12 protein-coding genes and 1 pseudogene are annotated in these 14,385 nt (G+C 59.9%); 6 read left to right on the top strand and 7 right to left on the bottom strand.

Going from position 1 to position 14,385, the window contains the following annotated elements; genetic code table 11:
* Positions 1-97 precede the first annotated feature (97 nt).
* The 3 genes from prfB to hrcA form a co-directional block, all read right to left on the bottom strand.
* A protein-coding gene (gene prfB / locus GFJ39_RS09385) for a peptide chain release factor 2 (protein ID WP_153431087.1) occupies positions 98-1,229 on the bottom strand; the annotation gives its coding sequence in 2 pieces (ribosomal slippage) (positions 98-1,159 and positions 1,161-1,229; 1,131 coding nt in all).
* Positions 1,230-1,269: 40 nt separating this feature from the next.
* Positions 1,270-3,912: a penicillin-binding protein 1A gene (locus GFJ39_RS09380; protein WP_153431086.1), complete on the bottom strand. Its 2,643-nt coding sequence runs from the start codon at positions 3,910-3,912 to the stop codon at positions 1,270-1,272.
* 107 nt (positions 3,913-4,019) lie between these two features.
* Entirely contained in the window at positions 4,020-5,090 is a 1,071-nt protein-coding gene (gene hrcA / locus GFJ39_RS09375; RefSeq protein WP_153431085.1) for a heat-inducible transcriptional repressor HrcA, read from the bottom strand.
* A gap of 83 nt (positions 5,091-5,173) precedes the next feature.
* Between hrcA and rph the strand changes: the two genes are divergently transcribed.
* Genes rph through GFJ39_RS09360 form a run of 3 tightly spaced genes read left to right on the top strand, consistent with a single transcriptional unit; the run spans position 5,174 to position 8,377 of the window.
* Entirely contained in the window at positions 5,174-5,896 is a 723-nt protein-coding gene (gene rph, locus GFJ39_RS09370) for a ribonuclease PH (RefSeq protein ID WP_153431084.1), read from the top strand.
* Positions 5,896-6,522, top strand: a complete 627-nt coding sequence (gene rdgB, locus GFJ39_RS09365) for an RdgB/HAM1 family non-canonical purine NTP pyrophosphatase (protein ID WP_153431112.1) — start codon at positions 5,896-5,898, stop codon at positions 6,520-6,522. Before rph ends, rdgB begins: the two co-directional genes overlap by 1 nt.
* 55 nt (positions 6,523-6,577) lie before the next feature.
* Positions 6,578-8,377 (top strand): discoidin domain-containing protein, encoded by a 1,800-nt coding sequence (locus GFJ39_RS09360; RefSeq protein ID WP_153431083.1) that lies wholly within the window; start codon positions 6,578-6,580, stop codon positions 8,375-8,377.
* A 1-nt stretch (position 8,378) separates the two neighbouring features.
* Here the strand turns inward: GFJ39_RS09360 and GFJ39_RS09355 are convergent, their stop codons facing one another.
* Positions 8,379-8,543: a hypothetical protein gene (locus GFJ39_RS09355; protein WP_153431082.1), complete on the bottom strand. Its 165-nt coding sequence runs from the start codon at positions 8,541-8,543 to the stop codon at positions 8,379-8,381.
* Between the two features lie 51 nt (positions 8,544-8,594).
* Complete coding sequence (locus GFJ39_RS09350; protein ID WP_153431081.1) at positions 8,595-9,125, bottom strand: hypothetical protein; 531 nt, start codon at positions 9,123-9,125, stop codon at positions 8,595-8,597.
* A 3-nt stretch (positions 9,126-9,128) separates the two neighbouring features.
* Here GFJ39_RS09350 and GFJ39_RS09345 point away from each other — a divergent pair, with 3 nt between their 5' ends.
* Together GFJ39_RS09345 and GFJ39_RS14255 are read left to right on the top strand one after the other, a co-directional pair.
* On the top strand, positions 9,129-9,863 hold the full coding sequence (locus tag GFJ39_RS09345; protein ID WP_194285335.1) for a glycosyltransferase family protein: 735 nt from the start codon (positions 9,129-9,131) through the stop codon (positions 9,861-9,863).
* A gap of 48 nt (positions 9,864-9,911) precedes the next feature.
* Positions 9,912-10,029, top strand: a pseudogene (locus tag GFJ39_RS14255) (IS1595 family transposase); the annotation flags it as partial.
* Positions 10,030-10,178: 149 nt separating this feature from the next.
* Here GFJ39_RS14255 and GFJ39_RS09340 read toward each other — a convergent pair.
* Together GFJ39_RS09340 and GFJ39_RS09335 are read right to left on the bottom strand one after the other, a co-directional pair.
* Positions 10,179-11,558 carry an amidohydrolase family protein gene (locus GFJ39_RS09340; protein WP_153431079.1) on the bottom strand — a complete coding sequence of 460 codons (1,380 nt, stop codon included), beginning with the start codon at positions 11,556-11,558 and terminating at the stop codon, positions 10,179-10,181.
* A gap of 133 nt (positions 11,559-11,691) precedes the next feature.
* Positions 11,692-13,509 carry an ABC transporter ATP-binding protein gene (locus GFJ39_RS09335; protein ID WP_153431111.1) on the bottom strand — a complete coding sequence of 606 codons (1,818 nt, stop codon included), beginning with the start codon at positions 13,507-13,509 and terminating at the stop codon, positions 11,692-11,694.
* Positions 13,510-13,693: 184 nt separating this feature from the next.
* Between GFJ39_RS09335 and nth the strand changes: the two genes are divergently transcribed.
* The coding region (nth, locus tag GFJ39_RS09330) for an endonuclease III (RefSeq protein WP_194285334.1) at positions 13,694-14,385 on the top strand (692 nt) is incomplete at its 3' end.

Genomic DNA, 14,385 nt, shown 5'->3' with positions numbered 1-14,385 from the left:
ATTTCACTACGGCGCGTTATGACAGATTTAAGAAAAAAGCGCCGGAACAGCGAACTGTTCCGACGCGTGACCGAATCCATCTTAGGGGAGAGAGGGCTTACTGGGCCGAGGCGCTGGCTTCCGAACGGGTCGCCCCGACGCTCTGCGCCAGAGAGGCCGACATGAAATCGTCCAGAGCACCATCAAGCACGGCGCCCGGGTTCCCCTTCTCCACTCCCGTCCGCAGATCCTTGACCAACTGGTAAGGCGCCAGGACGTAGGAACGGATCTGGTGCCCCCAGCCGATATCGGTCTTTGAGGCCTCTGTCTGCGCCGCGGCGGCCTCACGCTTCTGAAGCTCCGCCTCGTACATGCGGGCTCGCAGCATTTCCATGGCCTTGGCGCGGTTGCGGTGCTGCGAACGGTCGGTCTGACAGGCCACCACAATTCCGGTCGGGATATGGGTGATCCGGATGGCCGAATCCGTCTTGTTGACGTGCTGTCCACCTGCGCCCGAGGCGCGGAACGTATCGACGCGCAGGTCCGAATCGTTGATCTCGATCTCGATCGAATCATCCACGACCGGATAAACCCAGACAGACGCGAACGACGTCTGCCGGCGGGCGGCCGCATCGAACGGCGAGATCCGGACCAGACGGTGGACGCCCGCTTCAGTCTTGAGCCAGCCATAGGCATTCGGGCCGCTCACCTGGATGGTGGCGGATTTGATGCCGGCCTGCTCGCCTTCGCTGCCTTCGATGAACGTGACCTTGTAGCCATGCTGCTCGGCCCAGCGCGTATACATGCGCAGGAGCATTTCGGCCCAGTCCTGAGCTTCCGTGCCACCAGCGCCCGCATTCACCTCGACATAGCAGTCATTGCTGTCCGCCTCGCCAGAGAGCAGGCTTTCGATTTCGCGCTTGCGGACGTCCTCGGCGATGGCGCGCAGGGTCTGAACGGCATCCTGAACGAGGCTGTCATCCCCTTCCATTTCCGCCAGTTCGACCAGTTCAAGCGTACCTTCGACCTCGGCTTCGATCTGCTGGACGCCCTCGATCTGGTTGGCGAGCGTCGTGCGCTCCCGCATCAGCTTCTGGGCAGCGTCCGCGTCATTCCACAGGTCGGGATCTTCAACGCGATGGTTCAGTTCCGCGAGGCGTGTTGTTGCGACATCCCAGTCAAAGATGCCTCCTCAGCAGTGCCACCGACTGCTTGATCTGCTCGGAAAGGGCCTCGGTTTCGGCCGACATAGGTTCCTCCACTCATAAGGGGGGTCTGTTCTGGTGGGTCTTAGTATAGGCCGCCCACGCCGATGTCACCATCGGACGGAGCAGGCTTCTGGGCCTGTCCCTGCGCTGCGGAACTGCCGGTGCCCACCGCGGCTCCGGATTGGCCAGGTGTCTGGGCCATGTCACTTTCGGAGTCCGAAATCACGGCATCGGCTCCGGTATCGGCGGCGGTCAAAGCTTCGGTACCCGCGCCGAAGCCATGCAGTTCAACCGACGCTCCCGGAACCTGATCGGTCTTGAAGCCATCCACGGCCGAAATGCGCCCCGTGTCGTAGCTGGCCAGTATAATGCCATCCGGCACACGGAAGTCGAGTTTCGGGCGGCTCGCGAGCGCCACCTTCATGATTTTATTCCAAATGGGTCCAGCCACACGGCCACCATCTGAATTGCGTCCCAATGTCTGGGGCGTGTCGAAACCGACCCAAACCACCGTAACGATATCGGGCGAGAATCCGGCGAACCAGGCATCATGAAAGTCCTGACTGGTGCCGGTCTTGCCCGCGATGGGACGGTCGATGCCGACACCCGCCATACGGCCAGTGCCCCGGGCGATCACGTCCTGCATCATCTTCACGATCTGGAATGTGCTCTGCTCGCTGGCCAGCGTCGGGCGTGTGTCGATCAGAGAGGGGACAGACACGCTGCCGGGTACTGGCGTGGCCGGGACGGGAGTAGGCGTGACGGGAGTAGGCGTGACAGGCGGCGTCGCGCTATCCGCCGAGGTACCGTCCGTGGGAGCGGGCTGCTCGCCGGGCGGTGCCTGCATGGCAGTGCCGAGTTTCAGCCCCCCCGCCTGCCACAGGACAGTCCCGGCGCGATCCTGAATATCGTCTACAAGGGTTGGCGTGACGATGTGGCCGCCATTGGCGATCGTGGCGTAGGCAGCGGCCTCGCGCATGACGGTGGTTTCGACAGCGCCCAGCGCCGCGGGCAGGACATGCGGCATCTGCGCCACAAGTCCGGCGCGGATGGCCGTATCGGCGACCGCTTTCATGCCAAGATGGGCAGCGACGCGGATCGTGACGAGGTTGCGACTTTCACGCAGCGCGTCATGCAGCGTCGTCGGACCCCAGTTGTCGTGCTCGTAGTTCTGCGGGTGCCAGTCGCCATAGGAAATGGGAGAATCGTCGAAGCGTTCGGACGGGGAAATCCCCTTCTCCATGGCCGCCAGATAGACAAAAGGCTTGAAGGACGACCCTGGCTGACGCAGCGCCTGCGTGGCCCGGTTGAACTGGCTTTCATGGAACGACCAGCCGCCGACCATCGCCAGAACGCGGCCCGTATGCACATCCAGCGTCACCGCCGCCCCTTCGACCTGCGGAATCTGGCGCAGTGCCGCCGCACCGCCTTCCTGCGGTTCGACCATGATGACGTCCCCGGCACGCAGCGGATGCGCCCGACGCGCCCAGCCGATATCGGTCGCAAGGAGCGCGCCTTTGCGGGGGCTACCTTCCTCGATCCAGCCGACATGCGTGCCACCCGGCAACACGACCGCCAGACGCCACTCGCGCAGCATCCCGCCGGGCGGCGTGACATGATCGAGCGCGCTTTTCCAGCCATCATCCTGAATGTCCGGCAGGTTCCGCAAAGGCCCGCGCCACCCACTATGGACACGGTCGTAATTCATCAGGCCTTCATGCAGAAGGCGCGTTTCCGTAACCTGAAGGTTCTGGTCGAGACTGGTATGGACTTCCAGACCACCCTGCGCCGCACGCTCCTGTCCGTACTGGGCGATGAGCTGACGACGGACCTCCTCGCCGAACCATTCGGAATCCGGCAGAGGTCCGAAACGCTGCTTCTGCTGCGGGACCAACGGCTCCTGCTTTTCCTGATCGGCCTGCTGACGTGTCAGGACGCCAGCCTCGACCATCAGATCCAGCACGAGGTTACGGCGGCCCATCGCGGCCTGCGGATGCAGAAACGGATTGTAGTTCGTGGGTGATTTGGGAAGTGCCGCCAGAGAGGCGGCTTCGGCGTCATCGAGCTGGTCGAGCGGTTTGTTGAAATAACTTTGCGCGGCCGCGGCCACACCATAGGCGCCGTTCCCGAGATAGATACCGTTCAGGTAGATTTCGAGGATCTTATCCTTGGACAGCACCTGCTCCATTTTCATGGCGAGCAGGGCTTCCTTGATCTTGCGATCGAGGCTCAGAACGTTGCTGTTGAGCAGCATGACCTTCGCCACCTGCTGGGTGATGGTCGAAGCCCCCAGCGGACGGCGGCCATGACGCGCAAAAATGTCCGTCAGACCCGCACGGCCGATCGCCATGAAATCCACGCCGCCATGCGTATAGAAATTATGGTCTTCCGTGGCGATGAAGGCATTCTTCACGCGCTCTGGAATGGCGTTGATCGGTACGAATATCCGGCGCTCGTTCGCCAGTTCGGCCATCAGGCGGTCATCGGACGTGTAGATACGGCTGACGGTCGGCGGCTGATAGGCGCGCAGGCTGTCCACGCTGGGCAGATCAGCCACCAGCTTGGCATAGGTCGTCCAGCCCAGAACGCCCGCCCCGGCCACACCCACAAGCCCCACACCGGCGATGATCGCCAGGGACTGCCGGTAGCGGCGGAAACGGGGAGGGCGTGGTGGCGTGGCGCCCGGACCTTGAGGGTTACGGGAGCGGAAAGAGCGTCGCGTCATGTCCCCTGCATAGCATTATTCCGTACCTTTAGTCGCCCCGTCTAAAAAGGTCATTTCATGAAAGAGGCGTAACTCCGGGATCATCATCCCGCAACATCCAGAAGCCCTCAGCCCAGCAGACGACCAACCATTCGCGCGGTGTAGTCCACCACAGGCACGATCCGCCCGTAATTCAGACGGGTCGGGCCGATCACACCAATCGCACCTACGATTTTCTGGGCTTCGTTGCGGGCAGGCGCCACGATCATGGACACGCCCGACATCCCGAACATGCCGCTTTCGCGCCCGATATAGATCCGCACCCCTTCGGACGCATCCGCCAGTTGCAGCAGCTGAAGCATGGTCTCCTGCGTCTCCAGATGGTCGAACAGCATGCGGATCGTGGTCAGGCGCTCGATTTCCGTGATGTCGGCCAAAAGCTTCCCCTGCCCTTTCACGAACAGCGTCCCCCCCTCGGCATCCCATGTCGCAAGGCCGCTTTCGATCACACTGGCGGTCAGGGCATCGAGTTCATGGCGGCTGGCATCCATTTCGCTGCGAACCTGCTCGCGCAGCGTGCCGAGCGTCAGGTCACCAAGACGGGCGTTCAGGTAGTTCCCGGCCTCGACAAGAGCGGAAGGCGGCACGCCGGGCGGGGTCTCGATGATGCGGTTCTCGACCTGCCCGTCCGAGCCCACCAGAATGACCAGAACCCGCCCCGGACCAAGTGCTACGAACTCGATATGCTTGAGCGCGGCATCCGATTTCGGCGCGAGCACCAGCCCGGCGGCGGAAGACAGGCCCGACAGCAGGGACGACGCTTCGGACAGGATATCCTGATAGGACCGCCCGTGAATATCGAGCCGGCTGTCGATGCTGGCGCGGTCTTCTTCCGTCAGGGGGCCGAACTGGAGCAGTCCGTCCACGAACAGACGCACGCCCTTTTCGGTCGGCAGGCGCCCAGCCGAGACATGCGGGCTGAACAGCAGTCCGGCCCGCGCGAGATCCGCCATGACATTGCGGATCGTGGCTGGAGACAGGGCCGGTTGCAGGCGCTGGGCGAGAGTCTGGCTGCCGATGGGCTCACCCGTTTCGACATATTCCTCGACGATTTCGCGCAAAATCGCGGCTTCACGATCTCCCAGACCGTGCGGCATCGGGATGGAAGGGCGGAACAGGGGAGGCTGTGGTCGCATCATGGTAAACCCACTGTCGGGGCTGGATGGGTCTGCGTCAAACGCGCTAGAGGCGGGACATATTCTTCCACAGGATCTATTTTGACATGACTGACACCGCACGCAAGCGTCCATCGGGGCGTGCGCCGGACGAAAACCGCATTGTTTCAATCGAAACGGGCTTTGCCCGCCATGCCGAAGGCTCCGCCCTCATCCGCGTGGGCGGCACGGAAGTCCTGTGCACGGCCACGGTCGAGGAGCGTGTACCGGCGTTCCTGCGCAACAGGGGACAGGGCTGGATCACGGCCGAATACGGAATGCTCCCCCGGGCAACGCATCATCGTGGCCAGCGCGAGGCGGCCAAAGGCAAGCAGTCCGGCCGCACGCAGGAAATCCAGCGCCTGATCGCCCGGTCGCTCCGGGCCTGTGTGGATCTGAAAAAGCTGGGAGAGCGGACCATCACGCTCGACTGTGATGTGCTGAACGCGGATGGCGGCACGCGCTGCGCCTCCATCACGGGCGCCTGGGTGGCACTGGCGATCGCACTGAAGAAAATCAGGCGCTCGCAGGCCCTCACGGCCCAGGTCGCAGCGGTCTCGTGCGGGCTGACAGAGGCGGGAGCCGTGCTGGATCTGGACTATATCGAAGACAGCAGCGCGCAGGCCGATACGAATTTCGTCCTGACGGCAGATGGTGGCATCATCGAAATTCAGGGAACCGCCGAGGACAAACCGTTTCAGGAGACCGAATTTTTCGAACTCCTCCGACTGGCGAAGCTCGGCACGGCCCGACTGTTCGACGCCCAGAACCACGTACTGGAGACTGCATGATGCGGACACTGTCCCAAGGCTCAAAAATCGTTCTGGCCAGCCATAACGCCGGCAAACTACGCGAATTCTCCACTCTGCTGGCCGAGAGCGGGATCACCGTCATCTCGGCAGCCGAACTGAACCTTCCGGAACCCGAAGAGACGGAAGAGACCTTCACCGGCAACGCCGCCATCAAGGCCCTGGCCGCGGCCCGGGCTTCCGGACTGCCCGCGCTGGCCGATGATTCCGGCTTCTGCGTCGCGGCGCTGGACAACCGGCCGGGCGTGTATTCCGCGCGCTGGGGCGGCCCGACCAAGGACATGCAGATCGCGATGGAGCGCGTGCACCGGGAGATGGGCGACAGCGCCGATCATCGGGCCTTTTTCGTCGCAGCGCTGTGTCTGGCATGGCCGGACGGCGAAACGCGGACCGTGCAGGGCGAATGTCACGGCACGGTCGTCTGGCCCCCACGGGGCGATCATGGACATGGCTACGACCCCATGTTCGTACCCGAAGGCGAAAGCCGGACGTTCGCGGAAATGACGGAAGCCGAAAAGAACACCCTAAGCCATCGCGGACGGGCCCTGACGGCGTTTCTGAACACTTGTCTGGACACATTTCATGTCGAGCGCCCGAAAACATGCTAAAATCTAAAATATTGACTGGATTGAAGCATACATTGTTAATCATGAGCAGTTGATCATGCCAGACTGTGTAGAAAAGATGCGTTTTCTTACCGTGTTCAGAACCTATTCATGGGATGAATGTATCGACAGAATGGCCCACAAGGCGCAGGACAGCAGCCATGGGGGAGATTTTGTCATTGCCGCTGATTTCACGCAGCACGTCTTTGCCACACCTGGTTTTGACTGTATCGGACATACACAGACTGAAATCGCCCAATTGGGGCTTCCGATCATACCAAAAGACAGGCCACTCTGGCACAACTGGGATTACATCTGCCCCATTATTCTGTCATGGGAAAAACAGAAATACGACTACTACGTCGTTACTGAATCAGATGTTTCCGTCAACATGGATTTTTCCCGTCTTTGCGAAACAATGGCGAAAGATGGCATCGATCTCATCGTCGATTTCATCCACAGTCCGACACCGGAATGGATGTGGTACAATGACGCCCTTTCGGTCAGTAACGACCCATTGGGATGTCTGCTCTGCGTCTCTGTTTTCTCGCACAAAGCCCTCGAACTCATAACAGAGCGACGTCTGGAAATGGCAGGAGAGCACGCTGTCGGCACTCGTACCAACTGGCCGTTTTGCGAAACCGTCGTGCCGGCAACAATACGGGACGCAGGCCTGAAGATCGCCGATCTCCAGGATTTCGCAAATCTGCACAACTTCCATTTCGAAAGAAAATATTCGGAGCACAATCCGATCGTCAATATTCCGGGCTCCTTCGTCCATTCGGTGGTATCAGGAAAGAAGATCATTAATCTTGCATTGGCTTCCCGGCCGACACGCACCTTCATAGACAATTATCCGGAGGACGAAGCCGCCTTCCGTTACGAAAACCAGAGGGAAGTGCAGCAAGCCATTCTGGACAAATCCCTGCGCGAACCAGACCATACGGCCGCAGCCATACTGTCGCGCATTTACGAAATCGACATTTATTCCACGCAGGATCCCGCTGCACACAAACCCGTGGCAACGAGTTCCAGCAGTGATTATTCCCGGTCCGACCTTCCCGCAGAAGCTGACAACCTCACCAATCCACGTTGGGAGGGCGAATTTGCTTTCCATACAGGTTACGAAAATCATCCATGGATCGTGATTGATCTTCTTGAAGGGACCTTTCTTAAATCACTCACGATCAAAAACCGGGAAACCTATTCCGAACGCTTTGAACATTTCACTATCGAGACAAGCTTGGACAGTGAATCGTGGCGCAGCGAGGTTTTCGACCTTTCCATCGATCCCGATAAAAAAGAAAGTTTTGTTACTTTCAAAGCCCCTTCTCTTGGACGCTTCCTTCGTATTACCAGCCTGTCAAAGAGTTGCCTGCATCTACGCTCTCTCAGGGCGGAAACCCTGGATTTAGGCATTCCACAGAATCTTTCTCTTTATGCGTCAGCTGAAATGAGTTCTGTTTCCGTTTATTCACGCGGGAAAGATAAATATTCCGAAGCCGATTTACTTTTCATTGGATCGGACGACTACAGTATTCATTCGGAAAATGAATCTTTTCCGTGGTGGAAAGCAGATTTCGACCGGCTGGTGGTCATCGATCAGATCCGGATATTGACACGCCCCGGATGGCGCAACCGCTTCATCCGCTTTGCATTCGAGACTTCGGCCGATGGCAAGTACTGGAGTGTCATGCGTCTGGTCCTGGATGGACAAAGCCCTTCCCCGGCTCCACAAGACGAAATCGTGTGGAACCCGAAGCAGGCCGTTGCCACCCGCCATCTGCGTATCCGGCTGCTGGAGCACGGTGTCCTGAACCTGCGTCAAATTCAGATTTTGGGCCGCCCTTCTACTTGAATCAACCCTGCAGAATGAGGCCAGGACTTACAAACGGAATACTGACCTCAAAGAGGTCATCGGCAACGATGCCGGTTTGTTTCCAAACATAATTCATGCGATGTTGTAAACCGCCATTCACAGGGAAAGCGCGCGCGAACCAATGCTGAAAATTCTGGTCAGCCATAATTTGAAAGTCTTCCACGTGGAAGGAGAGCGCGTCGTTCAGCGAGATCTTTCAAATATTAAACGTCCTGAAGATGTTCTTTGTTTTTATGACAGAAACGGACTTCAGGGTTTCTGTACATTGGAAGATGCGGACCGCTGGCTGGATCTCGAAACATTGACCGTCACGCGCGCCATTCCCACTGTCGCGATAACATCCGAGTATCATGGCAATGGGCATTACAGCTTTCAGTACGGTGGCAGATTCGCTCGGGCCAACCATCTTGGCGGTCTTGATTTCGTTGCCGAGCACCGCAACCTCTGGGAAACATTCAAGCTTCTCGATATTGAGACCTTTCATGCTGCCAGACGGGTTGCCAGCTATCGCTGGGTCTTGGGGGGCAGCGACACCATCGTAAAGCTGAATCTCCGGGAATCGAATTTCGACCAGGTTACATTCGGAGAAAAGAAGCTTCCAATGGAAGCGTTCTTCAACAGCGCCGCAGCCACGAAACACCTGCCCCGCTTCATATTTTTCGATGACTGGAAAGTTCATGAAGCATTTTTGCTCAATCCCGCCATCGTCCTTGTCGTTTTCGGGCATGGAGTGGCTCTTCAGCAGTATTGCGAATGCATCCGCAGTATTGGATCGCTCGCAAAATATGACGGCACGATCCTGATCGTCAGCAACATCGAAGCGGACCATCTGAAAGGTCTGGCCCCTGAGGCCCTTCGCAGTCAGATCCAGGTCATTCCGATGCAAGGCTCGGACCAGCTCGACTTTGTTGGCGCCCGGCTGACGATCTTCAACACGTCATTACTCGATGAATACCAGCCCATCCTGTATTCGGACGTGGATATCGTTTTTGACCACCCCATCGAATCTTTCCTTATCGAGGCAGTCAAAGCCCGTCGGTGCAGTGCACAAATCGAACCTTTCCATATGATTACCACATCAGAACACACAGGATCCAGTCTGGTGCAGGCCGATCCGTTTACATGCGAAGGATTGCATGGCTTCAATGGCGGCCTTCTTCTGGTTCCGAACATGACGGATCATGCCCGCTACATCAGAGCCGCCTATCAGACACTGGTCCGCTACACATCCCGGCATGGCCGCAAATCCATCCCGTTCTATGACCAGAGCGTGCTAAACTACACGCTGTATAAACTCGACGATTTCGATGGCGAACCTGTCAGTGCCCGAACCCAGATAGGCGGTTACGACCATCCCACGGACCCCGCCCATCCACGTGGCTTCATCCATTTCTGGAATACAGCAGAGAAACATCTGGCCATGCAGACTTACATTGACGAAGCCGAGAAGCTTCGCCAATCATAAAGAAAGCAAAACGTCGCAACCAGTTGGCATATGCCATCCAAAGACCAATTTGGGCACCAGGCGAAACGACATCTGCAACGATACAATGGAATCCCACGTCAGGGCTTTCCCCTTATTCCTGACTGACTGCGAGTGGTGCTTCAATTACCGCTCGCTCCACGCCTGATTCATCCACCCCACACGCGCTGGCATGATTTTCGGAATTCGCCCCTGGCCCCTGCCTCGCTCATGGTTCTGACCGTGATTTCCACGACGTTGACCGGACCAGTGTTCCGACTGCTCCCGGGACGTTTGCCCCCCGAAGCAGCGACAGAGTCAGTTCTTCGAACGGACGGGGCCGTGGCTGACAAGCGCGCCCCGCTGCCAGACCTGATCAATCTGGTCCACGGCAGCAATGTTTTCATCCGCATTCCCGTCCACGACCAGAAGATCCGCCCGGCGCCCCGGTGCGATCACGCCCCGGTCTGACAGATGCAGCAGGGCCGCGGCATTGCCCGTCGCCAGACTGATGGCTTGGACGGGAGACAGCCCGGCCTGCACCGTCAGATACAGCTCGCGATGCTCTGCGAAGCCGGGAATACGGGTCGGTGCGGCCCCGGAATCCGTGCCGAAACCAACCTTCACCCCCGCCCGATACAGAACGGCGAGGTTCTTCTGGTTGACGGATAGCGCGTAATGCGAAGCCTTGGTCAGAGGCTTGGCCAGTGTCTCCGCGCGCCATTTCGGGTCCGTGAACTGGCGGCGCAGGGGTTTGTCGATGCCTGCCAGAACGAACGGATTGGAGAGCAGCTCCGGCTGCTCGGCATAAAGATAGTTCGCCTCGTCCAGATCCAGCGTCGCAATATACCATGTGCCCTGACGGAGCATCGCCGCGATCAGATCATGATCCACCGGCTGGTCCCGCACACCATGCGCGAGGATATCGGCTTTTGCCGCCACGATGGCCTTGGCGACGGCAAGATCGTGGATATGGACCGCAACCCGCGTGTCGTGCTGGTGCGCTTCGTCGATAACGGCCTGATAGATGGCGGGTGGCAGCATGGGATAGGTCTTGCCGTCCGGAACGTCATTGCGGAAATCGTCCACCCAGAGCTTCACCAGATCCGTGTGTTCCGCAATCATCTGGTCCACGTCCTTGCGCGCTTCTTCAGGCGTCGTCGGACGGAAGACCTGATCGGGACCAATGCCCTTGACCATGGCGGCCGGGGGCACACCATCCGGCGCGCCGATCCCCTGATCCACGCCATACAGATCCGCCCCCGGATTGCGGCCCTCATGCTGTTCCTGACGCAGCGTATCGAACAGCGGAGAGCGGTTCAGACCCAGTGCCGTAACGGTCAGCACGCCATAGTCGGCATACTGCTTCATGGCGGCGAGAATATTGGCGCGGGTATAGTTGTCGCGGCTGGCCCCCGTACCTTTCACGAGGCCGACATGACTGTGATCGCTGATGAGAGCGGGCATCAGCGTCTTGCCCGTCAGGTCCACATGACGGGCATCGGCGGGCGCCGGAGTGCCGACCGAAAGGATCACACCATTGTCGATGACCACCGTGGCGTCCGGCTGCGCCGATGCCCCGGTTCCGTCAATCAGCCGCGCGTGGTCGAACGCGACCGGTTCGGCCAGCGCATTTCCAATGCTGAAAGCGGCGGGCGTTGCGAGCAACAGGGCGGTAAAGGTGGAACGGATGGTCATGCGGCGGTCTCCTGTGTGGCTCCCGCCGAGCTTCTTCATCGGGCATCATGTGGCCCAGGCGGAAACGTCCATGAAGGACGAAACGCCCCCAGACCGGGAAAGATGCCGAAAAGCAGACCCTTTCCTTCCGCCTTCAGCCCTCCAGCGACTGAAGCTCGAACAGGCGGCGGTAGATCCCGCCCTCGCGGGCAATCAGTTCGGCATGCGTGCCATCTTCCTTCAGAGCCCCCTGACTGAATACGAGGATGCGGTCCAGTTCCATGACGGTCGAGAGACGATGCGCCACGACAATGACGGTCCGGTTCTGCATCAGGCGTCGCATCGCGTCCTGCACAAGGGATTCGGACTCGGAATCGAGGCTTGAGGTCGCTTCGTCGAAAATCAGAATGGGCGCATCGGCCAGAAAGGCGCGGGCGATGGCAACGCGCTGGCGCTCACCCCCCGAAAGTTTCACGCCACGCTCTCCAACCATGGTTTCATACCCCTCGGGCAGCCGCTCGATGAACGGTGCCGCATTGGCCAGACGGGCGGCCTCCTCGATCTCGGCGCGGCTCGCATCGGGGCACGCATAGGCAATGTTTTCCGCAAGCGTGCGATGAAACAGCACCGGTTCCTGCGGAACGATGGCGATATGCGCGCGCAGGGACTCCTGCGTGACATGGGCGATATCCTGCCCATCCACCACGATGCGTCCGCCATTCACATCATAGAGGCGCTGAAGCAGCTTGGTCAGGGTCGTCTTGCCCGAACCGCTCGGCCCGACAAGCGCCACACGGGACCCTGGCGCGATATCAATGCTCAGATCGTGGTAAAGCGGTTTGGCCTGCCCCGGATACTGGAAATCCACCTGCTCGAAGCGGATGGCCCCTGTCGTGAAACGCGCCATCCGGGCATCGGAAGCGTCCTGAATGGCGGGATCGCGGCGAAAAATCGTCACGAGTTCCTCCATCTCGTTGACCGAACGCTGCACCTGACTGACCTGCTGCCCCAGATCGCGCAGATACCCCTGCACGAGGAACATCATCGTCAGCACATAGGCCACGTCACCCGGACCAGCCTTGCCGTCCCACCACAGCCAGACGGCAAGCCCGATCAGCAGCATCCGCATGGCGAGCGAGGCCAGAGCCTGAAGATTGGCGCTGTTGGTGCCGCGCACCCAGGTTTTCAGAGTGCGCTGACGCCAGCCACGGATGATGCTGTCGAGCCGGTCGTCCTCGCGGTTTTCCGCACCGAATGCCTTGACGACCGGATTGCAGGTGACGGCATCCGCCATGGCCGCACCCATTTTCGTGTCCCATTCATTGGACGCACGGGCGGTGGGCGCGACATAGCGCAGGGTCAGCATGATGGAGAGCGTGGCGAACAGCACCACCGAAACCGCCAGAACCGACCCCATCAGCGGCGAGCGAACCATGAGCACCGCCGTCGTCCCACCCAGAACCAGCACTTCCGGCGCGATCAGGAGCAGGAGCGTGTCGTCCAGCGTATCGATCGCCCAGATACCGCGCGTCAGTTTGCGGACGGTCGAGCCGGCGAAGTTGTTCGCGTGCCAGTCCGTCGAAAACCGCTGCACGCGATCGAACGCCTGATTGGCAACACGATGCATGATGGCGAGCGTGAGATGCGAGATCCCGATGAAGGAGGAGCGTCGTCCGAACAGCCCGACCAGCCCGAGTACGATCAGCCCCGCGACCATCAGCCCCGCATCGTCGCGCAGGTGAATAAGCTCCGCGGTTTTCTCCACGGCAGGCCCGGCGGCATGGCGGGAAATATCCTCCACCAGACGTCCTGCGAGAATGGGCGTGCAGACATCGGCCAGCGTGGCAAGGGCAACGCCGCCGAGGGTCTTCGCAAGCAGAAGGGGATGATCGCGCCAGCGGCTACAGACGAAAGACAGAACATCCGTAAAGGAGACATCCTGCCTGCTCCCCTCCTGCTGCTGGCGGGTCATGGGAAGAGGGGTATCGGACACGGTATCAGACACAGGGCGCTCCGCCGTCTGCCGGTCTGCGATGTCATGCAGAACAGGCCACGGTGTAATGACATGGAGGATGATGGCATGGAATTTTCAGAACTTTGCCGTATCTTGCTGTGTGTCCGGACCGGACGCAACATACCCTATTGGAGTGCCCGTCATGACCGATGCCCCCGCAACCGCGAAGCGGGCCATGAGCAAGGCGGCCGCAAAAGCCTTCATCACAGCGCTTGCCGAAGCCAATCCCGATGCGGAAAGCGAACTGGTGTTCCGCAATCCGTTCGAACTTCTGGTAAGCGTCGTGCTGTCGGCACAGGCGACGGACAAATCCGTCAACAAGGCGACGAAGGGCCTGTTCGAGGAAGCCCCCGACCCGGCCTCCATGGCGGCCATCGGCGAAGAGGGCATTGCGCGGCACATCCGCACCATCGGCCTGTGGCGGGCGAAAGCACATAATGTGAACCTGCTCTGCCACCAGTTGCTGGAACGTCACGGAGGGCAGGTGCCATCCGACCGGGCTTCGCTCGAAGCGCTGGCCGGTGTGGGGCGCAAGACGGCGAATGTCGTGATGAATGTCGCGTTCGGCGCGGATACGATGGCGGTCGATACGCATATTTTCCGTATCGGCAACCGCACCGGCCTGGCCCCCGGCAAAACCGTGCGACAGGTCGAGGACGGGCTGGTCGCACGCATCCCGAAAGACATGCTCCGCCCGGCGCATCACTGGCTGATCCTGCACGGGCGCTATGTCTGCAAAGCGCGCGCGCCCGAATGCTGGCGTTGCCCGGCCACGACATGGTGCCTGTATCCGGACAAACGCCTGGCGGCGCCAGCGCCACGGAAGGCTGTCGC

The sequence above is a fragment of the Gluconobacter aidae genome (assembly GCF_009547075.1).
GTDB classification, from domain to species: domain Bacteria; phylum Pseudomonadota; class Alphaproteobacteria; order Acetobacterales; family Acetobacteraceae; genus Gluconobacter; species Gluconobacter aidae.
This window is presented reverse-complemented; position numbering and strand designations above follow the sequence as displayed.